The sequence below is a fragment of the Pseudomonas viciae genome, assembly GCF_004786035.1.
GTDB lineage: Bacteria > Pseudomonadota > Gammaproteobacteria > Pseudomonadales > Pseudomonadaceae > Aquipseudomonas > Aquipseudomonas viciae.
In genome coordinates this window covers 99,678-122,924 of sequence record NZ_CP035088.1, presented here as the reverse complement: position 1 = coordinate 122,924, position 23,247 = coordinate 99,678, and the positions used below count along the sequence as shown (strand labels likewise).

19 protein-coding genes are annotated in these 23,247 nt (G+C 57.8%); 8 read left to right on the top strand and 11 right to left on the bottom strand.

Features of this window, described 5'->3' with window-relative positions; translation table 11 throughout:
- Window positions 1-17 precede the first annotated feature (17 nt).
- The 9 genes from EPZ47_RS00555 to tssA form a co-directional block, all read right to left on the bottom strand.
- Window positions 18-158: a type VI secretion protein gene (locus EPZ47_RS00555; protein ID WP_135843060.1), complete on the bottom strand. Its 141-nt coding sequence runs from the start codon at window positions 156-158 to the stop codon at window positions 18-20.
- Window positions 159-220: 62 nt separating this feature from the next.
- Window positions 221-1,738, bottom strand: coding sequence for a sigma-54 interaction domain-containing protein (locus tag EPZ47_RS00550; protein WP_135843059.1), 1,518 nt, complete (start codon window positions 1,736-1,738; stop codon window positions 221-223).
- Window positions 1,739-1,748: 10 nt separating this feature from the next.
- Entirely contained in the window at window positions 1,749-4,331 is a 2,583-nt protein-coding gene (gene tssH / locus EPZ47_RS00545) for a type VI secretion system ATPase TssH (RefSeq protein WP_135843058.1), read from the bottom strand.
- An 11-nt stretch (window positions 4,332-4,342) separates the two neighbouring features.
- Window positions 4,343-5,350: a type VI secretion system baseplate subunit TssG gene (gene tssG / locus EPZ47_RS00540; RefSeq protein WP_135843057.1), complete on the bottom strand. Its 1,008-nt coding sequence runs from the start codon at window positions 5,348-5,350 to the stop codon at window positions 4,343-4,345.
- A complete protein-coding gene (gene tssF / locus EPZ47_RS00535; protein ID WP_135843056.1) occupies window positions 5,314-7,101 on the bottom strand; it encodes a type VI secretion system baseplate subunit TssF in 1,788 nt (595 codons plus the stop codon). Before tssF ends, tssG begins: the two co-directional genes overlap by 37 nt.
- A gap of 5 nt (window positions 7,102-7,106) precedes the next feature.
- A complete protein-coding gene (gene tssE, locus EPZ47_RS00530; RefSeq protein WP_135843055.1) occupies window positions 7,107-7,517 on the bottom strand; it encodes a type VI secretion system baseplate subunit TssE in 411 nt (136 codons plus the stop codon).
- 8 nt (window positions 7,518-7,525) lie between these two features.
- Complete coding sequence (tssC, locus tag EPZ47_RS00525; protein ID WP_135843054.1) at window positions 7,526-9,001, bottom strand: type VI secretion system contractile sheath large subunit; 1,476 nt, start codon at window positions 8,999-9,001, stop codon at window positions 7,526-7,528.
- A gap of 25 nt (window positions 9,002-9,026) precedes the next feature.
- On the bottom strand, window positions 9,027-9,530 hold the full coding sequence (gene tssB / locus EPZ47_RS00520; RefSeq protein WP_135843053.1) for a type VI secretion system contractile sheath small subunit: 504 nt from the start codon (window positions 9,528-9,530) through the stop codon (window positions 9,027-9,029).
- A gap of 32 nt (window positions 9,531-9,562) precedes the next feature.
- On the bottom strand, window positions 9,563-11,119 hold the full coding sequence (gene tssA, locus EPZ47_RS00515; protein WP_135843052.1) for a type VI secretion system protein TssA: 1,557 nt from the start codon (window positions 11,117-11,119) through the stop codon (window positions 9,563-9,565).
- 395 nt (window positions 11,120-11,514) lie between these two features.
- Between tssA and EPZ47_RS00510 the strand changes: the two genes are divergently transcribed.
- From EPZ47_RS00510 to EPZ47_RS00495, 4 genes are read left to right on the top strand one after another with little or no spacing between them, the layout of a single operon-like run.
- On the top strand, window positions 11,515-13,584 hold the full coding sequence (locus EPZ47_RS00510) for a type VI secretion system Vgr family protein (protein ID WP_135843051.1): 2,070 nt from the start codon (window positions 11,515-11,517) through the stop codon (window positions 13,582-13,584).
- On the top strand, window positions 13,581-14,435 hold the full coding sequence (locus EPZ47_RS00505; RefSeq protein ID WP_135843050.1) for a DUF4123 domain-containing protein: 855 nt from the start codon (window positions 13,581-13,583) through the stop codon (window positions 14,433-14,435). The genes EPZ47_RS00510 and EPZ47_RS00505 overlap by 4 nt, the downstream gene beginning before the upstream one ends.
- On the top strand, window positions 14,432-15,205 hold the full coding sequence (locus EPZ47_RS00500) for a hypothetical protein (protein ID WP_135843049.1): 774 nt from the start codon (window positions 14,432-14,434) through the stop codon (window positions 15,203-15,205). The genes EPZ47_RS00505 and EPZ47_RS00500 overlap by 4 nt, the downstream gene beginning before the upstream one ends.
- Window positions 15,206-15,217: 12 nt before the next feature.
- Window positions 15,218-17,407 (top strand): lipase family protein, encoded by a 2,190-nt coding sequence (locus EPZ47_RS00495; RefSeq protein ID WP_135843048.1) that lies wholly within the window; start codon window positions 15,218-15,220, stop codon window positions 17,405-17,407.
- Window positions 17,408-17,579: 172 nt separating this feature from the next.
- On the opposite strand, the gene EPZ47_RS00490 is transcribed toward EPZ47_RS00495, so the two are convergent.
- Entirely contained in the window at window positions 17,580-18,230 is a 651-nt protein-coding gene (locus tag EPZ47_RS00490; protein ID WP_135843047.1) for a hypothetical protein, read from the bottom strand.
- A gap of 372 nt (window positions 18,231-18,602) precedes the next feature.
- Here EPZ47_RS00490 and coxB point away from each other — a divergent pair, with 372 nt between their 5' ends.
- From coxB to EPZ47_RS00470, 4 genes are all read left to right on the top strand, one after another.
- Window positions 18,603-19,730: a cytochrome c oxidase subunit II gene (gene coxB / locus EPZ47_RS00485; RefSeq protein WP_135843046.1), complete on the top strand. Its 1,128-nt coding sequence runs from the start codon at window positions 18,603-18,605 to the stop codon at window positions 19,728-19,730.
- Window positions 19,731-19,812: 82 nt separating this feature from the next.
- Window positions 19,813-21,405 (top strand): cytochrome c oxidase subunit I, encoded by a 1,593-nt coding sequence (ctaD, locus tag EPZ47_RS00480; protein WP_135843045.1) that lies wholly within the window; start codon window positions 19,813-19,815, stop codon window positions 21,403-21,405.
- 130 nt (window positions 21,406-21,535) lie between these two features.
- Window positions 21,536-22,087: a cytochrome c oxidase assembly protein gene (locus EPZ47_RS00475; protein ID WP_135843044.1), complete on the top strand. Its 552-nt coding sequence runs from the start codon at window positions 21,536-21,538 to the stop codon at window positions 22,085-22,087.
- 24 nt (window positions 22,088-22,111) lie between these two features.
- Window positions 22,112-22,999, top strand: a complete 888-nt coding sequence (locus EPZ47_RS00470; protein WP_135843043.1) for a cytochrome c oxidase subunit 3 — start codon at window positions 22,112-22,114, stop codon at window positions 22,997-22,999.
- Between the two features lie 8 nt (window positions 23,000-23,007).
- Here the strand turns inward: EPZ47_RS00470 and EPZ47_RS00465 are convergent, their stop codons facing one another.
- Window positions 23,008-23,211, bottom strand: a complete 204-nt coding sequence (locus EPZ47_RS00465; protein ID WP_014335867.1) for a twin transmembrane helix small protein — start codon at window positions 23,209-23,211, stop codon at window positions 23,008-23,010.
- Window positions 23,212-23,247: the final 36 nt, after the last annotated feature.

Sequence of the window (23,247 nt, the reverse complement as noted above, 5' to 3'; positions counted from 1 at the left end):
GATGAGACTCCTTGCGATCACTTGCCGCGATTGACCGCCTGCGGATCACCCAGTGGGCGATAGCCACTGTCATTGAATTTGTAATTACCGCTACAGCCGCCGAGGCCGAATAGCACGACGAAAGTCAGCAGGAGGGCTTGCCAGGGATAGACAGGCATAGAAAGTTCTCCATCAATGAAAGGGCTGAACCAGCATCGGCATGAGTGGGTGAGGACGAGGGTCAATCACCGTAATCCCTCCGATGAATATTCAGTCGTGCGAGGCGGTAAAGCAGCGTGCGGCGTGCAATGCCGAGTTCGCGGGCGGTGCGTGTCTGGTTACCGGCGTTCTCGCGCAGGCAATCGATCAGCAAGCCACGTTCAACCTGCTCCAGCCGTTCGCGAAGGTTCATGCGGCCACGTTCCGGCGGGGGCTCGATATACAGCTCAAAATGCTCGACCAGCAGTTCGCCGCCCTCGCACAACAGCACGGCCCTTTCCACGACACCTTTGAGTTCACGTATGTTTCCGGGGAAGCCGTAGGCGGCCAGATGATCGAGCGCCGCGTCGGACCAGCGCACCGGATCACGCCGCAATAACGTGCAAGCCTTGTCGGCAAAATGTCGCGCCAGTTCGATGACGTCGCCTTCGCGTTGACGCAGCGCCGGCAATTGGATCGGAAACGGGGCGAGGCGGTAATACAGGTCTTCACGGAACTTGCCTTCCGTCACCAACAGTTTCAGATCGCGGTGAGTGGCGGCAATGATGCGTACGTCGATGGTATGGGTGTCGTTAGACCCCAGCGGACGGACCTCACCCTCCTGCAACACCCGTAGCAGCTTGGCCTGGAGGGACAATGGCATATCGCCGATTTCATCGAGCAGCAGCGTGCCGCCGTTGGCCGCATCGAACAGCCCCGCACGGTCCCGGTCCGCTCCAGTGAACGCGCCCTTGCGATAGCCGAACAGCTCGCTTTCCAGCAAATTCTCGGGCACCGCCGCGCAGTTCTGCACGATAAATGCCTTGGACCGACGCGGCCCCCAATCATGGATGGCCCGAGCCACCACCTCCTTGCCCGTGCCGGTCTCACCACGCAGCAAGATGGTATAAGGGCTATGCAGTACTTTGCTGATCAATGAGCAGGTATGGCGCATCGCCGCGCTCCTACCAATCAAGCCGTAGCCGGTGGCACTCGGCAGGCTTGTGGCGATAGGCTGGGTTTCGCCAGCAGGACGGCGCAGGCATTGCAATCGGTGCATCTGGTTGAGCACGAACGCCCCAAGATGCCCTAAGGATTCGGCGAACCCGCGCAGGTCGACGTGTTGACTGCTGGCGCACAGCAACAAGCCCTCGACGTCTCCCTGCGAGTTGGCTAACGGCACGCAGAGCAGTGACTGCCAAGGCTTGGCCCGGACCGGTAGAAAGCGGGTGTCGTGCACGCTGTCGCTCAACGCGCCGAGGCACACCACGCGGTTCTGGCACAGGGCGAACTGCAACAATTGCTCACCGTTGTAATCGGAAGGTAGGCCGGCTCGGTCACGAAACTGCAACTGGCCCTCCAGACATTCGGTGTCTATTTCCAGGTGAGTGCGGGTGGTATCGCGCACGTACAACTGCACCAGTTCGCAGCCAATGAGCCGCGCGGCTCCCAGAATGAAATCCGCCGACAGCGCAACACCATCGACCGAGCGCGAAAGGTTGGAAAACAACGCCGCCAGGGCTTCTGCGTAGGCCAGCGGTTGCGAAACTTGCTTGAACATCGCACTCATCTCAGTTGAATTCGCAAGCTACGGCGTCGCCGCTAAGCGTGGCGTGTACATGTCGCAGCTGTTCACCAGCCGCCATGGCCGCGAGCAAGCGGTCCGCCACCCGCGGGGTCAGGTGCAGGTCGAGCAGATGATCGATTAGCCGAGCGCCACCGTCGCTACGAGCGCAACGCTCAACCAAGTGGTCCACAAGCCTCCCGCAATAACTGAAGGTCAGCTGACGACGGTGCAGTCGCCCACCCAAGCGATCGAGTTTGATTTCCACCAGCTCACGCAACACCGAGCCGCTTACCGGGTAGTACGGCACCACGCACATGCGTGCCAGCAGCGCTGGTTTGAAATGTTTGCTGAGTATTGGGCGAATGGCTTCTTCGAGGCGTTCGGCATTCGGTTGCGCGCCGTTCTCGCACAGCTCGCTGATGCGCTCACTGCCCAGGTTCGACGTCATCAGAATCAGGACATTACGAAAGTCGATCTCTCGCCCTTCCCCGTCATTGGCCAAACCTTTGTCGAAGATCTGGTAGAACAGGTTCAGCACATCCGGGTCAGCCTTTTCGACCTCGTCAAGCAACACGACTGAATAGGGTTTTTGCCGCACGGCTTCGGTAAGCATGCCGCCTTCACCAAAACCGACATAGCCAGGTGGTGCGCCGATCAGTCGGGAAACAGTATGTTTTTCCTGAAACTCGGCCATATTGAGGGTGGTGATAAAACGGTCGCCACCGTATAGCAGATCAGCCAAGGCCAGAGCCGTCTCGGTCTTACCGACGCCGCTGGGCCCCACCAACAAAAATACACCCGCCGGGGCGTCAGGTTTGTTCAGGCCAGCAGCGGTGGCGCGCATCGCACGGTCAAGCGCCTGCACAGCCTGTTCCTGACCGCGAATGCGTGTACGCAGGTCAGCCGCGAAGCTGGCGACTTTAACGTTGTGCTCCCGTGCCAGTTGCGCCAGCGGTATGCCTGTCCAGGCACCGATCACTTCGGCCACCAGCCGTGGGCAAACTTCGAAACTGACCAGACGTCCCTGAACTTGCGCCTCCATCAATGCGCTATGGGTTTCGCTCAATGCCGCTTCCAGGGTCTCGACGCACAAGGCTTGATCCACCGCGGCTTCCCGCGCTCTGGCCAGTTGCTGACGCAGCGACAGCAAGCGCTCAGCAAGAATTCGTTGCTCGGTCCATTGGATCTCCAGTACCCGACACTCGTCTTCGATGCCATCCAGACGCCCCTCCAGCGCCTCCAGTTCCAGGAGATCAATCAACAGGCCGGCCCGCGCATCACGACGCAGCGCATGGCGCTGACGCTCGCCTTCGGTCCATTCGCCGCGCAGTCGCTCGAGGCTTTGTGGCGCAGCGGCCAAACTGATGCGCACGCGCGCGCATGCAGTGTCGAGCACATCGACGGCCTTGTCCGGCAGTTGACGACCAGCCAGATAGCGGGCGGACAATTGCGCCGCCGCAACCACCGCATCATCACGCAGGTAAATACCGTGACTGGCCTCGTAGACCTGGGCCAGACCACGCAGGATGGTCACCGCGTCACTGACGGTCGGCTCGTGCAACTGCACTGGCTGGAAACGACGAGCCAGGGCCGGGTCTTTCTCAAAGTATTTTTTGTACTCAGCCCAGGTAGTGGCCGCGATAGTCCGTAGTTCGCCTCGGGCCAGGGCCGGCTTGAGCAAGTTGGCCGCGTCAGAACCACCAGCATTGCCACCCGCACCGATCAAGGTGTGGGCTTCGTCGATGAACAGGATGATGGATTTTGGCGAAGCCTTGACGCCGTCGATCACACCTTTGAGGCGACGCTCGAATTCGCCCTTGATGCTGGCTCCGGCCTGCAGCAGTCCCATATCCAACGACAGTAATTCGACACCTTCGAGTACTGACGGTACCTCCCCGGCGGCGATGCGCAAGGCCAGGCCTTCGACGATAGCGGTCTTGCCCACCCCCGCTTCACCGACCACGATGGGATTGTTTTTGCGGCGACGAACGAGGATATCGATCATCTGCCTGATCTCACCGTCCCGACAAAGCACTGGGTCGAGTTGGCCATCGCGGGCCTGCTGGGTCAGGTTATGAGTGAAGCGCTCCAGCAGGGAGTCGCCTGGCACGGCGAATTGACCGGCAACCGGTTGTACCTGTTGTGACAAGGCGAAATCTTTCAGCCGGTCGACGTTCAGCCGGCTAAGCAACACTTGGTAATAGCTGCCCGCGTGGCGGATCGGATTGCGCAGCAACGCCAGGTTCAAGGCTGCTTGCCCGACCTGGCTCTGGCCCAGTTCGAGATTGGCCACCAGCAACGCATCTTGCAGCCACTGCACCAGCTCAGGGGCAAATATCGGGTTGCGCGAGGCGCTATGCTCAGTACGCGGTTGCAGCGCGGCGCTCAGCTCGCTTGCGCTTAGCTGGGCATCCTGCAAAGCACGGGCGAGCAGACCTTGCGGTCGTTCCAGCAGACCCTGCAACAAGTCTTCCACCAGGACCTTGTTTGCGCCACGGACCACGCAGCGCTCGGCCGAACGTTCCAAGTCGCTCCTGGTGTCGGCGTCCAGCGCCTGAATGAGTTGCTGAAGGTCTACGTTGATCATGTCGTCCATTCCTATTGAGTTTTACTGCTGAGGATCACCACGCCGTCAGCGCGTTCACGCCCCAGCCAGCTGGTCCATCCCAGGCGGCAGATGTTCTGTTCTCCAATACGCAGATCGCGTATTTCCTGTCGGCGCAAGACCAGGCGAATGTCATATTCGAGGGGATCGCGCAGGGTGAATCGCACCAGCATGCACAGCGGCTGGTAACCGACGCCGATCGGCAAGAACTCATGGAAACGCTGCCAGTCCAGTTCGCAGATATGGATCCGGAACTTGCCGCTGCGATCACGAACTCGTTCGCCCAGCACCAAATCCTCACTCAGTAGGCTCTTGGCGTTCCCCAGACGATTGCGTTGCTCGCCAAGGATGGCCACACGACGCTCGATGCACTGCTCGATGTTCAATTCGGCGTGCTTGAAGTAATAACGCAGTACCGCTTCGATCAACGCCGCCGAATGCGCCCGCAGACTTAATAGGCCCAGGTACGGCAGCAGACGTTTCCAATTCAATTGAGTGGCCTTGCGGATCTGTTCGCCGCCCAAGCCAATCAGCGCCAACAGTTGCTCGGAAAACGGATCGCGGGCCCCCCTTTGGAAACTGGCGCAATAGCGGTACTTACGCCAGATAGGCAGCATCAATCGTTGAAGACGATGGTGGAACAGGTCGAGGAAATCACGAGTTGGATTGCCCTCTTCGTCGTCCCCCAAAGCCTGTTCACCATAGAACGCAGGCAAGGGGGACCCAGCGCCCACCAAGCCAATCAGGTTCAAGCGCAGACGAGCCCGCACCTGCCCGTGTTCCTCGAAAAACTCCAATCGATCAATGTCACTACCCGGGAATCCGAGGCTTGGGTTGGCACAAAACTCCAACCGCTCGTACAGATCCTCATCGTCCAAAAACGGGTGTGCCTCTCGCAGTCGGTCCACGACCAGCAACACGGCCTGGAACAGCGAGTACTCACGTATTCCTCGTGTCAGCACGCTTATAGAAGCGGCTGCTGGCCCATACGCGGTGTCCATTGGTACACCTCTCCTTGTGTGCTGTTCACCCGCAGTTCGTGGTACGAATTGAGGCTGGCATAAAGCGCAAAAAACTCGTTAAGAACCGAAGCAAAAACGAACACATCGCCCTCGCCGATATATCCCTGGGGGTCGATGGTCAGTTCGGTGCGCAAGCCGCGAACCGGCAACCCGCGATGCAGCCGGTCGACGTGGCGATGCCTGATCGACTTGAGCCCGTCCAGCAAGCGCTTGCTGACTTTCTCTGTCTGCTCGTCGTAGTAGCGCGGAAAATCGTAGGTTTCGAGAATGACCTTGAGCGCGCTCACGTCAGCCAGCGACAGATAGTTGAGTGACATGTTGCTGATCAGCTTCCAGAGGAAGTCCTGATTGATTGGCGGAGCGAAGCACGGGGTGACCGAGCCTATGTTGCGAAAGCTCAACGACTCAGGGCTCTTTTCGGCGGGTTGGTCGATCTCACCGGGCTTGAGTTGACGGGGCAGATTCTGGTTGGTGCACATCAGCTCGATCGACAGGGTTTCATAGGTCTGAGTGTTCCGGGCACCAAAGGCCAGGCAGGTGTCGAGGCCGCCATGCAGCAGTGACGGACGTTGGCGGACGCTGTAATAGGGGCGGCTGTGGGGAACATCGAAGCTTGAGTCGTGCTCAAAGGACTCAAACGGCACGTAGGCCTGATTACCCTGGCCGCCGGGGTCCCAGCCAGTGACGCTTTCGACGCAAAACACGCCGCAGTGCTCCTGGTCGTAATTGGCCGGCAGCAGCAGGTACTCGTCCTGCTTGCCATCCAATCGGATTGGCTGCGCGTCATGCTTGAACAAATTGACGATAGGCGTGCAATAGAGCTTCACATTATCCAGCGTTGGACGCAGCCGCTGGATGCCGCTCTTGCCAATATCGAAGCGCAGATCCAGACCACGCATCTGTTTGAGGGCCTCTTGCGGTGAAGCGTTGAGCACGTCCAGGCCATTGACGTCGACGAACAGGAATTTGTCCTGAAAGGCAAAGTACTCCTGCAAGTAGCGATAGCCGCGAAAGGTATTCAACGGATACGGGATTAGTGCCTCCTCTTCAGCAAACCCTACCGGTTGGACACAGTCGGCGCAGAGCCGGAACGTCATTGGAGCACCGTCCACGGCGCTGATGGGGCTGCCCGTATCATCCAGAGGGATCAGCTCGATACCTTCAAGTTTGCGCAACAGACTGAGATAGAGCATCTGGCTGATGTACCGTTCGCCAGCGAAGTGCAGACGCAAACGGCTCAACTGCAACTCCCCCAAATGACCGTCGCAGCGCATCTCCAGACGCAAGCTCAACAGCGAACCATCCCCCTTTACCGAATAACTCAACCCAGTCAGATCCAACGCCAGGACCTCAGTTTGGTAACAAGTCAGAAAACGGCAACGTACGTCTTGGACAGGCTTGCTCTCGACCGGCGTATCGCGCTCCACCCGCAGTGCGGGTCCGGATCGCTGGAGGGGATCGAACTGCAAAATACTGAAGGCCGGCAGTGGCCGCATATAGTTCGGCCACAACAGGTGCATCAACGAATGGCTCAACTCCGGCAATTCGTCATCAAGCTTCTGACGCAGGCGCCCCGTCAGAAACGCGACCCCCTCCAACAAACGTTCCACATCCGGGTCCCGCCCAGCCTGCCCCAGAAACGGTGCCAACGCCGGGTTACGCTCGGCGAAACACCGGCCCAACTGGCGCAGCGCGGTCAACTCGCTCTGGTAATAGTGGTTGAACGACATGGGAGCTATCCTTGGTTGACCCTGACTTGGCCGCTGCCGTCCAGGCATGCGGAAAAACTCACCTGCCGCTTAATCCCCTCCACATCCAGCAAAGCGTCGATGCGGAAAGACAAGCGAAGCTGATCGGCATTGTTCGGCAACGAAGCGACACAGACATTCCTGAGGCGTGGCTCGTAAGACTCGATGAATGTCTCGATTGCCTTCCGGGCCTGACTCCTGGCGTCATGCAGGCTAAGGCGCATGTCGTTGAGATCCGGTAACCCGTAACCGGATAAAGTCTGCACGCTGCCCGCGCGGGTGCTGAGCATCTTGGCCAGGTGAGCAGCCACGGATGTCACGACGCAAACCTCTCGGCTCATACCCGCACGGTTTTGGACTGCGCCATTCAGGCGCTCGAAAAGGCTGCCATAAGTCATGACTGCGCTTATGCCTTGTCCAGTTTGCCAACCAACGACAGGGTGAAATCGGCGCCCATGTACTTGAAGTGAGGTCGTACGTTCAGGCCAACGCGGTACCAGCCTGGCTCACCCTCCACATCACTGACGACAATCCTGGCCGCACGCAGCGGACGACGGCCACGGACTTCGGCATTCGGGTTTTCCTGGTCAGCCACGTACTGGCGTATCCAGTTGTTGAGCTCACGCTCCAGGTCCGTGCGCTCTTTCCATGACCCCAACTGCTCGCGCTGCAGCACTTTCAAGTAATGGGCCAGGCGATTGACAATCATCATGTACGGTAGCTGGGTGCCAAGTTTGTAGTTCAGCTCTGCTTGCCTGTCCTCGGCGCTGGTACCGAAAAATTTCTGCTTCTGCACTGAGCTGGCGGAGAAGAACGCAGCGTTATCGCTGCCTTTGCGCATGGACAGGGAAATGAAGCCTTCCTCGGCCAGTTCGTATTCGCGGCGATCGGAAACCAACACTTCGGTAGGAATCTTGGTTTCGATTTCCCCCATGCTCTCGAAGTGGTGCAATGGAAGGTCTTCAACCGTGCCACCGCTTTGTGGACCGACGATGTTCGGGCACCAGCGGAACTTGGCAAAACTGTCGGTCAACCGGGTGCCGAACGCATACGCAGTGTTGCCCCACAGGTAATGTTCGTGACTGTTGGCAACGGTTTCCTTGTATACGAACGACTTGACCGGGTTCTCTTGCGGATCGTATGGGTTGCGCAACAGGAAGCGCGGTACGGTCAGGCTTACGTAGCGAGCGTCTTCCGACTGACGAAAGCTCTGCCACTTGGAAAATTGCGGGCCTTCGAAGTGGTCTTTCAGGTCTTTGAGATCCGGCAGGCCGGTGAAGCTCTCCAGACCAAAGAATTTAGGACCGGCCGCAGCAATGAACGGCGCATGGGACATGCAGGCGACTTTGGACACGTACTGCATCAACTTCACGTCTGGCGAGCTTGGGGACATAAAGTAATTAGCGATAATCGCACCCACCGGTTGCCCGCCGAACTGGCCGTATTCAGCCGTGTAGATATGCTTGTATAAACCCGACTGCATGACTTCCGGTGAGTCCTCGAAGTCGTCCAGCAGATCGCTCTTGGAGACGTTGAGCATTTCAATCTTGATGTTTTCGCGGAAGTTGGTGCGTTCAACCAGCAATTGCAAACCGCGCCAAGCCGACTCCAACGCCTGAAACTCCGGGTGATGGAGGATCTCATCCACCTGACGACTGAGCTTGGCATCGATCTCAGCGATCATGCGATCAACCATGGCTTTCTTGACCGGCTCGCCGCTGTTCTGCGGCTTGAGCAGCTCTTCGATGAACGCCGACACGCCACGCTTGGCGATGTCGTAGGCTTCATCGTCCGGGGTCAAACGGGTTTGGGCAATGATGCTTTCAAGAATGCTGTAATCGCCATTGTCTTGGGTCTGTTGCTGTGCAGCAGGGGTACTCATGTGTCGGCTTCCTTGACTGAGTGAATCAAACGTCCATGGCTGAGGTGTTCAGGCCTAGCTCATCTAGCACACGGCTTCGGGATTCGTCGTCAGCGAGTACCCCTTCGATGGCTTTGCGAAACGCCGGGGCATTGCCCAGCGGGCCCTTGAGTGCTACCAACGCATCGCGCAGCTCCATCAATTTCTTGAGCTCTGGAACTTGATCGACCAGGCTCGTCGGATTGAAGTCCTTCATCGAGTTCAGGCGCAGTTGCACGGCCAATTCCCCGGTATCGTGCTCCTCCTGAAGACGGCTCGGTACGCTCAGGGTCAAGCTCAGTTCTTGCTTGGCCAACACCTCGTCGAAAGTCATCTTGTCGATGCCGATGGGCCTACGTTCCTCGATCTTGCGTTCATCTTTTCGGCGGGTGTAGTCACCGATCGCCACCAGTTTCAGCGGCAGCTCAATTTCTTCCTGAGCCCCACCGGTGGCGGGTTTGAAAGTGACGTTGATACGCTCTTTCGGAGCGACCGAGCCTTCTTGGGCCATGATTTTTCTCCTTGCAATTGGGGCCCGCGGGCCTATTCGATTACCCGCTCCAGGTCGAGGTGACACAGCCTGCGGTAGGTCTCTTCCTTGCGATCACGCACGGCGTGGTTTTGGGGCAACAACTCGCAGCAGTTGTGCAACAAATGCAGCACCTGCAACCCGAGCTCGGGCTCCCAGGCATTCAGGTCCGGGTGTAGTAGCGTCTGATCGAGGGCCTCGAGCTGAACCTTGGCGAGTTCGTATTTCTTGGCTGAGAAGCACAAGCGAGCCATCGCGAAACGCCAAAGGAAACGCTCGCGGGCGCCGTGAACGTGTTGCATGCCTTGCCTGAGCAACTGGACGGCAGGTTTGAGGCCATCTTTGCGCAGTATCGACTGAGCCTCTTCCAGCGCCAGCTCCCAAGGCGTAGCGTCCTCGGCAATGTCGGCTCTGGGCGCGGCGCCGGGGCTTTGCAGGTGAGGCATTACCTGGGCAGCGATCCAGGCTCGGGTGGCCGGGTCCGCGAACGGCGCACCGTCATGCCAACGCAGTTCGACAACACCCGGCAGGCGCTGGATGAACAAGGCAAAATGGATTTCCACCTCCCGCATGGCCAGCTCGGCGTTCAGACCTTGCAGGCACTCCCAGGCGAGTCTCTGGCCATCGAGCCAGAAGGGGGCCTTCGCCAGGCTGATCTCGAGCTCCACCAGCAGATCCGCGTAGTTGCCCTGTTGGAGGGTGTCCTGATACGCCTTGAGCTTGTCCGTCGGCAGCCCACGCAGCAGGGTTATCTGTTCGGCATTGCGCTCGGGCATAACGTCGATAGCCAACCAGAGCAAGGTACGATTGAGGCGCAGGGCGCGAACGTCAGTGGCTTTTTGTTTGAGCCACCAGGCGCATAGCGGACGCGCCCCTTCCTGCTGGGCACGCAGGGCCTTATGGGCCTCTTTTTCGTTTTCGATCGGCGCACCGGGAGTGAACAGTTGAGTGGCTGCCTGCTTCACCTGAGCCACTACCGTCCCAACGGGGCCGGTTTGTGGCTGGCTGTCGGTGACGCGCTGGATCATGTTGATGAATCGCCGGGACAGCGGTAACAACAGAGGGGCATCATCACCCAAATGGGCGGTGCAGACGGCATCGAGACCGTCAAGTTGCTGCGCCAGATGACGGAACAACGGTAACTGCTCCTTGATCGCAACATCATCGCTCAACGCCCGCTCAAGGCGCGGTATCAGCCAATTGATGCTGGCGGCACGGGTTCGTGCCTTGGCTGGATAGATCTCGGACCAGTGGTTTTTGCACAAATGCTGCAAGAGACCGAGACCGGCTAACAACCCCTGGAAGGATTCACGCTGGTACAAAGCCCACGTCAGCCAGGCTGCCACTCGCAGATCTTTCGACTGAGTGCGCAACAGCGCTTCACTTTGCTCAAGGACCTTCAGCCAGTCGACCTGACCGCTTTCATGCATCGACAGGGCTTTGCCCAGCTCGCTTTCCAAAGCTTCGTATTCGTTTGAAAAACGGACGTCCGTACCCGCAAAACGCTCCTTGGAAACGGGCGATTTGGCGAGAGCCAAATAATAGGCGGACAGTTTTCCGGAATACGACATTCACGATCCTGTAAATAAATTTGGCTTATGACTTGGTCGTTCGGAGGCATAGTTACTCAAGGTAAAAATTAACTTACAAATAGAAACTTACACCACAACTCAACATCCGAACGCCGCAAAGAATGCCAAAGTTTGGCAAATAAAAAAGTAGGAAATTTCTCCTTTTACGAAAAAAACCTCACCCTCAGAAACTTCCGAAACCATGCCGTTCTCGTAAAGTTTGGACACATCATCCATCCACTGGAAATCACTTCAAACTGTTTCATACTCAACCGCACTTTTACTCCGAAGAAAAATCCTACATCCTTTTCTTTTTTTGCAGTCATAGATATTTTCCCCCGCCAGGCCTGCTTCAATATGACCAAGAGTCACAGCCACAGCCCAAGGACCAACAGATGTCCCACACCATTGATCGCTCTAACTTTCGCCTCAAGATTGCCGACCTAAAACATGATCTCAAAGTTTTGCGCTTCAAAGGATACGAAGCCATTAGCACACCCTATTCATTCGATATTGAACTCGTCAGCGAACGGAGGGATATGGATCTTGAACGCCTGTTAAACAAGCCGGCGTTTCTTGCGTTAAATCAACAAGACCGCGGCGTTCACGGGTTGATTTATCACGTTATACAGAATGATCCCGGCACATATTTAACTCGTTACAAAATTCAGCTAGTGCCACAACTGGCTTATTTGAAACACCGCACCAATCAACGTATTTTTCAGCACGTCAGTGTTCCGCAGATCATCACATTGATCCTTAAGGAACATGGCATTTTCACCGATACTCATCGCTTCCAATTGAGTGAGCATTATCCGCCGCGTGACTACTGTGTGCAGTACCACGAATCTGACTTGCACTTCATCGAGCGCCTCTGTCACGAAGAAGGTATGCACTATCATTTTCAGCACGATGGTTCAGGCCACCACCTGGTCTTTGGCGATGACCAGACCGTATTTCCAAAACTTGACCGCTCCACCGTTTATAAACACGACAGCGGTATGGTTTGCGACGAGCCGGTTATCCAGCGTTTTGGCCTGCGGCTGGAGACTCGGACCAGCCGAGTCACTCGCCGTGATTACGATTTCAAGAAGGCAACGTTTCTCCTGGAGAATGCCTGTAAACCAGACATCGACGAATTTCGACCAGACTTGGAGGCCTATGATTTTCCCGGCGGGTTTACCCAGGAAAATCGCGGCAAGTTAATGACTCGGCGGGCCCTGGAGCGCCATCGCGCCGACTACCGCCAGGCCGAAGGCAGGAGTGATCAGCCGGAACTGGCAACGGGACATTTCCTGCCATTGAGTGAACACCCTCGCCAAGAGTGGAATGATCTATGGCTGCTGACCGAAGTGCAGCACGAAGGCAAACAGCCGCAGGTGCTGGAAGAAAGTACCAGCATCGACACTGACGCACAGAATGACCGCTTCCATCAGGGCTACCGCAATACTTTCGTGGCCACGCCCTGGGATGCAATCTTTCGCTCGCAGCGGGCTTACCAAAAACCACGCATATCGGGCAGCCAAACAGCAATCGTCACGGGGCCTGAAGGCGAAGACATTCACTGCGACGCCTATGGCCGGGTCAAGGTCAGGTTTTTCTGGGACCGCTCGGGCCACTTCGATGACGGCAGCAGTTGCTGGTTGCGCGTCGCATCCAGTTGGGCAGGCAACGGCTACGGCGGTGTCACGATCCCAAGAGTAGGCATGGAAGTGCTGGTGTCCTTCATGGAAGGCGATCCCGATAAGCCCTTGATCAGCGGATGCCTGACCAATAGCGCCAACCCTTTGCCCTATCCCTTGCCTGCCCACAAAAGCCGCACGGTGTTCCGTTCTCGCAGCTCACCAGGCGAAGGCTTCAATGAATTGCATCTGGAAGACCGCGCAGGTCAGGAACTGATCTACCTGCGCGCCCAGCGTGACATGGAGCAGAAGATAGAAAACGACAGTCGTCTGGTGGTGGGCAACGAGCGTCGGGAAACCATCAAGGGCAACAGCATTACCGTACTGCAAGCAGAAGAGCATCGGACCACGGCTGCCGATCGCACAACCCAGGTCGACGGCAACGACTACCTGCGAGTGGCCAACCGCCACACCAGCGTCGAGCAAACGCTAGTCGTCGAGGCTGGCCAGCAAGTGCATATCAAGGCAGGTGCTCATCTGGTCCTCCAGGCAGGTGCAACCCTCAGTTTGAGTGCAGGGGGCCAGCACCTTGTGATCGATCACAGCGGTATCCACAGCAGCAGTGAAATCCAGATCGGCGGTACCCCATTGTCAGGCACCAGAGCCTCGTCATTGAAACCTGAATCAACAGCCTCCTTGGCTGCGCTGCTGAATCCGCCCCCAGTGTTCGCCCCCACTCAGCGTGCCCTGATGACGGTCAGTAAAGCCGTGGGATTGGACTTCTGTCCGGTCTGCAAGGCCTGTTGCGAAGGTATCTGTCCAACAGGAGCCGCAGCCGCATGACTCACTCGCTCCCTCATCAATGGTTGATCGAACAGCATCGCCTCGGCCACGCGTTGTGCATCGTGCTGGACTGCGAGAATGAGCGCCCGATGCGCCAGACATTGCTGGAGAGCAGCCGTCCCGATAAGTACCTGAGTGTCTACGGCCAGACCACGGTCGCTGACCTCGATGATGCAGGCCCGTTTGTCTTCACCTTCGATCAGCCCAACGATAGAAACATCAACAAACTGCTCAAGCGGCCATACAGCCATTGGGGGTGGCTTGCCAGCGTTCCCAAAGGGTATCTGCCCATGCTGGTGGAACACTGGCGTGAGCGATTAATCATCGGGAAGCCCCCCCATCAGGCGCTGTATCGCTTCCATGACAATCGCGTATTGGCCCGGGCGCTCAAGTATCTGCCTGTGGAAGCCTATCCGGCCTATCTCGGGCCGGCGATCAGTGTGTGCTATTGGCAGGGTACGGGCTGGGAAAGCACCGATAACCCGTGCCCAGACAAGCATCCGGTACCTGATTCGCCGCCTTGGCTACAGGCACCTGCTCCCCCATGGCAAACCATGGAAACCCGTCTGATCAATGCACGGCGTTTTCTGCTAGCTGAGCATGTCCAGGTCTACGCCAAACTCGCCGAGCGGCAGGACCCGGACGGGTGGTTACGCACCACGCTCAACCAGGCGCAGGTGTGGAACTGGCAGGCGCCGGAACAGCTGGCGTTTTTGCTGACCCAGAGCCTGCAAGCGCCAGCCCATTCGCTGGCGTCCCACTGGCAGGCGCGCTCCGGCGAAAGCCCCGACGAACATTTTGAACGGGTGCGTTTGACAGCGGAGTTTTGGCAGGGAGAAGCGCCGTTATGAAGAGCGCCCTGCAGGGGATAAGCCTTGGCTTGAGCATTGCGACAACGACAGGTTGCGTGAGCCAACAGCCGAATACTTTCAATTTTATCGCTGATCTGCCGCCCGATTTTGCCTATCAGGCCGTTGCCGTGTACGTACCAGCCAAGGGGCAAACCTGCACCGTACCTGGGGGTAGAAATACGGAAGTCGGGTACAACCTGGAGTGGCGCAAACAATATCAGCCGAACTCTCAGATTGCCCTGCACAGAACAGTTAGCGGCTGCCCATTGGTGATCTCTCGCATCAGGCTCGAAATCAATTCGGCTTATGGCGATGACTGGGGGGACATCAGCGGAGATTCCGCAGCCGTTGTCATACGTGAGGAGTTGGAACCGCAGTACAAAGGCATTTTCAACGAAGCAGGTGAAAGCACCTTTTACGGTCAATGTCAGTGGTTGTTCCGCACTTCAGGGGGCAAGCGACGCATCGTAAAAATTCTCGATTGTAAAAAAACCAACCCTCAGGGAGAGCCCGGACGTGGTCGCCCTTTCTCGGCGTACACCCTTGATCAACTGCCGGGTAAGACCGTGAAAATGAATATCAGGTTGGCAGAAGAGGAAAGACCCTACATGGCGGATACCTGGGTGAAAGTCCCTAACGGTTGGAAGCGCTGCATGGGCGATAACTTTGAAGATCAATACGCATTTTGCTTTGGCAATTACAAAGACTTCAGCGGCTTTCGGATGCCGGATGGGCGCAAATGCACCATTTACCCAGGTTGTACGGAATAAGGAGATTTGCGTATGTTGTCATTGCAAAAGGAATTGGAATCGCCGCTGAGCAGTCGCAAGCTGGCCTGCCCCGTGGGTGGGCAATGGACCAGTTTTCAACTCGTGGACGAGTTTGGCTCGGGTGAGCCATATGCTGGGCTGGCATATTTTGTTACCGATTCAGAGGGTCAGCGATACCCTGGCAACCTGGATGCTACAGGCATCGGCAAAGTCGATAACCACTACGCCGGACCAATTAGCCTTGTCTTGGATCAGAAGTATCGAGCCCATGAAAAGCTCTATACGGAGCTCCAGCGCAGAGATAGCTACCCCCTCGAAATCACCGAACTGCAAGTCCGCGCCGAACAAACACGCTACCTGAACACCAACGCCACCCGCACCCGAGAAAATCCCGCGCAAGCCCGCGCCGATGAGTTCTTCCAAGTGGAAGTACGCCATCTGGTCAGGCATGTCGCGCATCTGCCGCCAGAGGTGTATCGCCATTACCCACTCAGCATGGGACCGGCACGGCTCATGGGCGAGCACGGCAAGCTCGGAGTGGCCCTGATGCCGCAAAAGCATACGGTGCTGGAAGTTCGCCCTCTGCGGGCCTTACGGCCTATGTTGTCTACCGCACCTGAGTTCTGCGCACTTAACCTGTACCAACTGGCGCTCATGTCAACCTTGACCTATTGCCCCTTCGGCCAGATGCCTGACAAATCGCCGATAACAACACCGGTAAGCTTCACTCAACAGCCGAGCATAGGTAACTGGTTCGCGGATGCATTGGCTAAATTCGAAGAGCTCTGGAAGCTCTATCCAGAGCAAGCAAAACCTTGTTACTACCCATTGTACGAGGACGTGCCCTACTCCAAACGTCTAGAGATCGTGCCGTTCGACCCCAACCTCTACGCGGTCAATAATCCAGAATTGGGCGTAGATCAGGAACATCCCGCCAAAGTCCATTTTCTCGACGACCGCAAACTCGGGGCGAAAGCCACTGATACCCAGGCTTTTATCACCCACAACAACGAATTGATCCTGATTGCAGTGCGCGGCACTTCGGAAACGCTCCCGGACGGCCTGCGCGACGCCGATGCGCGACAAGTGCCATTTGAAGAAGGTGTCGGCCAAGTGCATCAAGGGTTCTATGGGGCCGCTAAAAAAGCGGCGGCCTTCGTGACAAGCTATCTGGACAGGTTCTACACAGGGCAAAAGCTGCTGATTTGCGGCCACAGCCTGGGCGGAGCCGTGGCACTTTTGCTTTCGGAAATGCTGCGTCGCAGAGCAGGTTTCGATTACAACATCCAGCTCTACACCTACGGCGCGCCCCGCGCCGCAGATGCCACATTCGTTAAAAATGCCCAATCCCTGGTGCACTACCGCATGGTCAACCATAACGACCCGGTACCCAGCGTGCCCGGCAGTTGGATGAACACCAAGCCAGGCGTTTATGGCACAGGAACCGCACTGATGTTTATCAACGTACCCGTTGGCCTTTCAGTGTTCGTGGCCGGTATCACCAACTGGACAGGCGAGCCCTACGCACACCACGGCATTTTGCGGCACTTCCTCCCGGTGGAGTTCGGCCGCCAGGAGAAGTCTTCGATCCTGTGGACGCCCAGTTGCGACACCATTACTCAACACGCTGCCTGCGAAGTGGCCCTCCAGCATAAGCACGGCTTACCGGATCGTCCGGCATTAGTGTCTCAACTCTTCCACATCAGCAATCACTTCATGGTCCCTAGCTACATCCCCGCTTGCTGGGCAACCTTGCGACGCTGGCATCAAGCGCAGGCGTCGGGGGACACGTTGGTGACAAGGCGCGAATATGAGTGGATAGCCGACGCACTGGAACGAATTACCCAGCAGTTGCGCGACGAAAACAGGTATCTGACAGGACGGGGCGCCCCCAATGGACGTAGCGAAAGGCCCATTAGCATTGCGCTCACCCACGAGATTGACAAGACGCGCGCCACGCAGGCCCGCCTGGTTACGCTGCGTACCACATCGGTCAGCGGAAAAGACGTTTACGGAAGCTTGTCGGAACACCCCGAACGTCTGGCAAAAAGCTTGGCCCGCTGGCGGGCACATGCAGAGAACAGGGTCGCTGAGCAATTGGCAATGGCACCTACGGTAAATGCTGACATAGAACTGGTCAGTGGTGCTCGCGGGTACGTCGTTGGCAAACCTTATATGCTGGATGTTGATTCGATCATCTGACCCAAGAGGGGCGAACGGGTCGTGTGTAGGACAAATAATTTAGGAACAACTGAGATCCAATGCGAAAGCAAGCCTTGCTCGCGATTGCAGACCACCAGTCAACCTGTTCGTTAACTGATCCACCGCTTTCGCGAGCAAGCCCGCTCCCACAGGGGGTTAGGTTTCTGCTGGATCAAGCCGCTGGCTGATCCAGCTCCAACCCAACGCCCAACTGGCGCGACAGGCACGGCCAGCGCTTCCAGGCAGCGCCGGTGTCCGGGCTGTTGAGCTTTTCCCGATACGATTCCACCGACTCCAGCGCAAAGCTGTCTTCGTCGAGCATTTCATCCACCGCGTGGTGCACGGCTTCATCCAACTGGTTGGCGAACGGTTCGCCGATCAAATGGTGGGCGATCAGGTTGGCGACGGTCATGTCCAGTGGGATCAGTGGCTGGCTGAAATGCTTGATGTACAAATCGTTGACCTCCTCCACCAGCCGGTGCGCCAGGTAGGCTTCATCCAACAGGCTGTCCAGGCCGACGTGACCTTCCATCAACTTGGGTGGCTGGAGGAAAAACTGCTCGGCGATTTTCAGCACCGGCTTGATCTGCGATTCAATACCGGCCTCGCGAGCCACCTCGTTGGCGGCGTCCAGCAGGTCGGGCACCTGCTCGATATAAGCGGTGACAAAGCGGGTCATGACGCCCTTGGCATCAACGTCTGGCAGTTGAATGGCTGCATGCAAGCTCGGCAACTGGGCTTCCAGCTGACGGGTCAACTGGCCGGTCTCGGCTTCATGTTGTTGGGCTTTTTGGATCTGCTCGCGCAATGCGGCGGTGTTCATGACAACTCCAGGAAACAAAGGCAATGAAATAGGGAAGACATAACTTAGCTGGCGCAAAAACACTCCTAAGACCTATTTTGCATAACTGCCTCTTCCTTGATACGACATCAGTTATATCGATTTGCCATCACGCAGTTCGCATCCTTCTCCATTCGCGGGCTCTAGCGCAAGCCCCGTCTGTTTCAAACGATTTACGCCATCGCGTTGCGAGGTTGCAGTCGCTGTCTATACTCGGTTCTGAATGGAGTTAGCTGATGACACCCGATGCACAAGCAGCAAGGCACGGCGGTCGAGTTCGTAGTCTGTTGTAACCGCTCCCTTGCCGCAGGCGTTAAGCCTACGGGATAACAAGAACGATAAGGGGAACCCGCAATGACGCGACATCCACACGTATGGATGGGCCTCCTGTTGTGGTCGATTTTCAGCCAGGCGCAAGCGGCCTGGACTGTGAATATGGCGCCTGGAGCGACACAGATCAGCAACGCAGTGTTCGACTTGCACATGACCATTTTCTGGATCTGTGTAGTCATCGGCATCATCGTCTTCGGCGCCATGTTCTGGTCGATGATCATGCACCGCCGTTCAACCGGCCAAAATGCCGCTCATTTTCACGAAAACACCCGGGTCGAAATTCTCTGGACCATCGTGCCCTTCCTGATCCTGGTGCTGATGGCGATTCCTGCCACCGCCACCCTGATCAAGATGTACGACTCCAGCGAGTCGGACATCGATATCCAGGTCACCGGCTATCAATGGAAGTGGCACTACAAGTACCTGGGCCAGGACGTCGAGTTCTTCAGCAACCTGGCCACCCCCGCCGAACAAATCCATAACCAGAGCGCCAAGGGCGAACATTACCTGTTGGAAGTCGACAAGCCGCTGGTGCTGCCGGTCGATGCCAAGGTGCGCTTTTTGGTGACCTCCGCCGACGTGATCCACTCCTGGTGGGTGCCGGCCTTCGCGGTCAAGCGCGATGCGATTCCCGGGTTCGTCAACGAAGCCTGGACCCGCGTCGACAAGCCCGGCCTGTACCGCGGCCAGTGCGCCGAGCTGTGCGGCAAGGACCACGGGTTCATGCCGATCGTGGTGGAGGTCAAGAGCAAGCCCGACTATGAAAAGTGGCTGGGCGAGCGCAAGGCCGAGGCCGCGCAGCTTAAAGAGCTGACCAGCAAGGAATGGACCCAGCAGGAGCTCATCGAGCGCGGTGACAAGGTCTACCACACCACCTGCGTGGCCTGTCACCAGGCCGAAGGCCAGGGCCTGCCGCCGATGTTCCCGGCACTCAAGGGCTCGAAAATCGCCACCGGGCCTGTGGCTGACCACCTGAACATTGTCTTCCACGGCAAACCCGGCACCTCCATGGCCGCATTCGGCAAGCAGTTGTCGGAAGTCGATATCGCCGCGGTCGTGACCTATGAACGTAACGCCTGGGGCAACAACAAGGGCGACATGGTTACGCCCAAACAAGTGCTGGAACTCAAACAGGCGGAAAGCAAATGAGCCGGCCTGATGCTTGTTCCTGCAGCCGGTCGGGGCTCAGCGCCCCGCGCCGTCCAGCCCACTCGTTCGAAGGAGACAGGACATGAGTGCTGTGATCGATGACCACGGTCATGCCGGTGCCGACCACGCCCACGGCCCCGCCAAGGGCCTGATGCGCTGGGTACTGACCACCAACCACAAGGATATCGGCACGCTGTATTTGTGGTTCGCGTTCTCGATGTTCCTGCTGGGCGGCTCGTTCGCCATGGTGATCCGCGCCGAGCTGTTCCAGCCCGGCTTGCAGATCGTGCAGCCGGAATTCTTCAATCAGATGACCACCATGCATGGCCTGGTGATGGTTTTCGGCGCGGTGATGCCGGCCTTCGTCGGCCTCGCCAACTGGATGATCCCGCTGATGATCGGCGCACCAGACATGGCGCTGCCACGGATGAACAACTTCAGCTTCTGGCTGTTGCCGGCGGCGTTCCTGATGCTGGTGTCGACACTGTTCACACCCGGCGGCGGGCCGAACTTCGGTTGGACCTTCTACGCGCCGTTGTCCACCACCTATGCGCCGGAAAGCGTGACGTTCTTCATCTTCGCCATCCACCTGATGGGCATCAGTTCGATCATGGGCGCGATCAACGTGGTCGCCACCATCCTCAACCTGCGCGCCCCCGGCATGACCTTGATGAAAATGCCGCTGTTCGTCTGGACCTGGCTGATCACCGCGTTCCTGCTGATTGCGGTAATGCCAGTGCTGGCCGGCTGCGTGACGATGATGCTGATGGACATCCACTTCGGCACCAGCTTCTTCAGTGCCGCCGGCGGCGGTGACCCGGTGCTGTTCCAGCACGTGTTCTGGTTCTTCGGCCACCCCGAGGTGTACATCATGATCCTGCCGGCCTTCGGTGCCGTCAGCTCGATCATCCCGGCGTTCTCACGCAAACCGTTGTTCGGCTACACCTCGATGGTCTACGCCACGGCGGCCATTGCGTTCCTGTCGTTCATCGTCTGGGCGCACCACATGTTCGTGGTGGGCATTCCGCTGGTGGGCGAGCTGTTCTTCATGTACGCCACCCTGCTGATCGCCGTGCCCACCGGGGTGAAGGTGTTCAACTGGGCCAGCACCATGTGGCAAGGCTCGCTGACCTTCGAAACGCCGATGCTGTTTGCCGTGGCGTTCGTGATCCTGTTTTCCATTGGCGGTTTCTCCGGGCTGATGCTGGCCATCGCACCGGCGGACTTCCAGTACCAGGACACCTACTTCGTGGTCGCGCACTTCCACTATGTGCTGGTGCCTGGCGCGATCTTCGGGATCTTCGCCTCGGCCTACTATTGGCTGCCGAAGTGGACTGGCCACATGTATGACGAAACCCTCGGCAAGCTGCATTTCTGGCTGTCGTTCGTCGGCATGAACCTGGCGTTCTTCCCGATGCACTTCGTCGGCCTGGCGGGCATGCCCCGGCGGATCCCCGACTACAACCTGCAATTCGCCGACTTCAACATGGTTTCGTCCATCGGCGCATTCATGTTCGGCACCACGCAGATCTTCTTCCTGTTCATCGTGATCAAGACCATCCGTGGTGGCGAGCCAGCACCGGCCAAGCCGTGGGATGGGGCCGAAGGGTTGGAGTGGAGCGTGCCTTCGCCGGCGCCGTATCACACCTTCACTACGCCGCCGGAAGTGAAATAGATGACACATGGAGCCCATGTGGGAGCGGGCTTGCTCGCGAAGAACGATGACGCGGTGTTTCTGTTAGACCGCAGCGCCTGCTTCGCGAGCAAGCCCGCTCCCACAGGGTTATGTGTAGGGGTTCAGAACCATGGCTGACTCGATCTCGCTGAAGAAGCTGGTCACTCGCCTGCTGATGGTGGTGGTGGCCATGTTTATCTTCGGCTTTGCCCTGGTGCCGATCTACGACGTGATGTGCAAGGCGTTTGGCATCAACGGCAAGACCGCGGGGCAGTACGAAGGTGAGCAAACCGTCGATGAATCACGGCAGGTTCGCGTGCAGTTCCTGTCGACCAACTCAGTGGACATGGTCTGGGACTTCTACCCCAAGGGCGATGAACTGGTGGTCCGGCCGGGGGCGGTGAACGAGATGGTCTTCGTCGCCCACAACCCCACCAACCGGCCGATGAGCGCCCAGGCGGTGCCGAGCATCGCGCCGAGCAACGCGGCGGCCTATTTCCACAAGACCGAATGTTTTTGTTTTACCCAGCAAGTGCTGCAACCCGGCGAACGTATCGAAATGCCCATGCGCTTCATCGTTGACCGGGACATGCCCAAGGAAGTGAAGCACCTGACGCTGTCCTACACGCTGTTCGATATCACCGCTCGTCATCCACCGGTGGCTGTAAACACTGACCGATAGCGTGCCCGATAAGGAGAACAATAAATGGCAACTCACGAACACTATTACGTTCCGGCCCAGAGCAAATGGCCGATCATCGCCACGGTCGGGATGTTCGTCACGGTGTATGGCCTGGCGACCTGGTTCAACGACCTGAAGGCGGCGCGCCCGGAATCCCATGGCCCGCTGATCTTTTTCGTCGGCGGCCTGCTGGTGGCCTACATGCTGTTCGGATGGTTCGGCGCGGTGATCAAGGAAAGTCGCGCCGGGCTCTACAGTGCGCAGCTCGACCGCTCGTTCCGCTGGGGCATGAGCTGGTTCATCTTTTCCGAAGTAATGTTCTTCATCGCCTTCTTCGGTGCGCTGTTCTATGTGCGCAACATCTCGGCGCCAGGCCTGGCGGGTGAAGGCACCAAGGGGCTGTCGCACATGCTCTGGCCGAGCTTCGAGTTCGCCTGGCCCTTGCTGAACAACCCCGACCCGAAACTCTTTCCGGCGCCCAAGGACGTCATCAGCCCCTGGGGCTTGCCGCTGCTCAATACCATCCTGCTGGTCAGCTCCAGCGTGACCGTCACCATCGCCCACCATGCCCTGAAAAAAGGCCATCGCGGCGCGCTGAAAATCTGGCTGGCGATCACTGTCCTGCTGGGTTGTGCCTTCCTGGGCTTCCAGGCCGAGGAATACATCCACGCCTATAAGGAACTGGGCCTGACCCTGGGCTCGGGTGTCTACGGCGCAACGTTCTTCATGCTCACCGGGTTCCACGGCGCCCACGTCACCATCGGCACGATCATCCTGTTCGTCATGCTGATGCGGATCATGCGCGGGCATTTCGACAACGAGCACCAGTTCGGCTTCGAGGCGGCGAGCTGGTACTGGCACTTCGTCGATGTGGTGTGGATTGGCTTGTTCGTCTTCGTCTACGTGCTCTGAAACCAACGTTACCAGGGCGCGTGGGAGACCAACTGGCCGCTGAAAAAACCCCAGGCAATCAAGCCGACGGTGGCGGCAGCCAGGCTGACCCGAATCGCCAGGGCGATGACCAGGCGATTGGAACTGCTGTCGTCCTTGACCAGAAAAAACAGACCGCTGAACAGGCTGGCAATCGTGGCAATCAGCATCAGGACGATGGCTGCTTTTAGCATTAGGGACACTCCGGGGGGATGCAATGCACGTGAGTA

Coding starts and splice junctions, on each gene's coding strand:
- EPZ47_RS00555 (WP_135843060.1), bottom strand. CDS start 158: ATGCCTGTCTATCCCTGGCAAGCCCTCCTGCTGACTTTCGTCGTGCTA.
- EPZ47_RS00550 (WP_135843059.1), bottom strand. CDS start 1,738: ATGTTCAAGCAAGTTTCGCAACCGCTGGCCTACGCAGAAGCCCTGGCG.
- tssH (WP_135843058.1), bottom strand. CDS start 4,331: ATGATCAACGTAGACCTTCAGCAACTCATTCAGGCGCTGGACGCCGAC.
- tssG (WP_135843057.1), bottom strand. CDS start 5,350: ATGGACACCGCGTATGGGCCAGCAGCCGCTTCTATAAGCGTGCTGACA.
- tssF (WP_135843056.1), bottom strand. CDS start 7,101: ATGTCGTTCAACCACTATTACCAGAGCGAGTTGACCGCGCTGCGCCAG.
- tssE (WP_135843055.1), bottom strand. CDS start 7,517: ATGACTTATGGCAGCCTTTTCGAGCGCCTGAATGGCGCAGTCCAAAAC.
- tssC (WP_135843054.1), bottom strand. CDS start 9,001: ATGAGTACCCCTGCTGCACAGCAACAGACCCAAGACAATGGCGATTAC.
- tssB (WP_135843053.1), bottom strand. CDS start 9,530: ATGGCCCAAGAAGGCTCGGTCGCTCCGAAAGAGCGTATCAACGTCACT.
- tssA (WP_135843052.1), bottom strand. CDS start 11,119: ATGTCGTATTCCGGAAAACTGTCCGCCTATTATTTGGCTCTCGCCAAA.
- EPZ47_RS00510 (WP_135843051.1), top strand. CDS start 11,515: ATGTCCCACACCATTGATCGCTCTAACTTTCGCCTCAAGATTGCCGAC.
- EPZ47_RS00505 (WP_135843050.1), top strand. CDS start 13,581: ATGACTCACTCGCTCCCTCATCAATGGTTGATCGAACAGCATCGCCTC.
- EPZ47_RS00500 (WP_135843049.1), top strand. CDS start 14,432: ATGAAGAGCGCCCTGCAGGGGATAAGCCTTGGCTTGAGCATTGCGACA.
- EPZ47_RS00495 (WP_135843048.1), top strand. CDS start 15,218: ATGTTGTCATTGCAAAAGGAATTGGAATCGCCGCTGAGCAGTCGCAAG.
- EPZ47_RS00490 (WP_135843047.1), bottom strand. CDS start 18,230: ATGAACACCGCCGCATTGCGCGAGCAGATCCAAAAAGCCCAACAACAT.
- coxB (WP_135843046.1), top strand. CDS start 18,603: ATGACGCGACATCCACACGTATGGATGGGCCTCCTGTTGTGGTCGATT.
- ctaD (WP_135843045.1), top strand. CDS start 19,813: ATGAGTGCTGTGATCGATGACCACGGTCATGCCGGTGCCGACCACGCC.
- EPZ47_RS00475 (WP_135843044.1), top strand. CDS start 21,536: ATGGCTGACTCGATCTCGCTGAAGAAGCTGGTCACTCGCCTGCTGATG.
- EPZ47_RS00470 (WP_135843043.1), top strand. CDS start 22,112: ATGGCAACTCACGAACACTATTACGTTCCGGCCCAGAGCAAATGGCCG.
- EPZ47_RS00465 (WP_014335867.1), bottom strand. CDS start 23,211: ATGCTAAAAGCAGCCATCGTCCTGATGCTGATTGCCACGATTGCCAGC.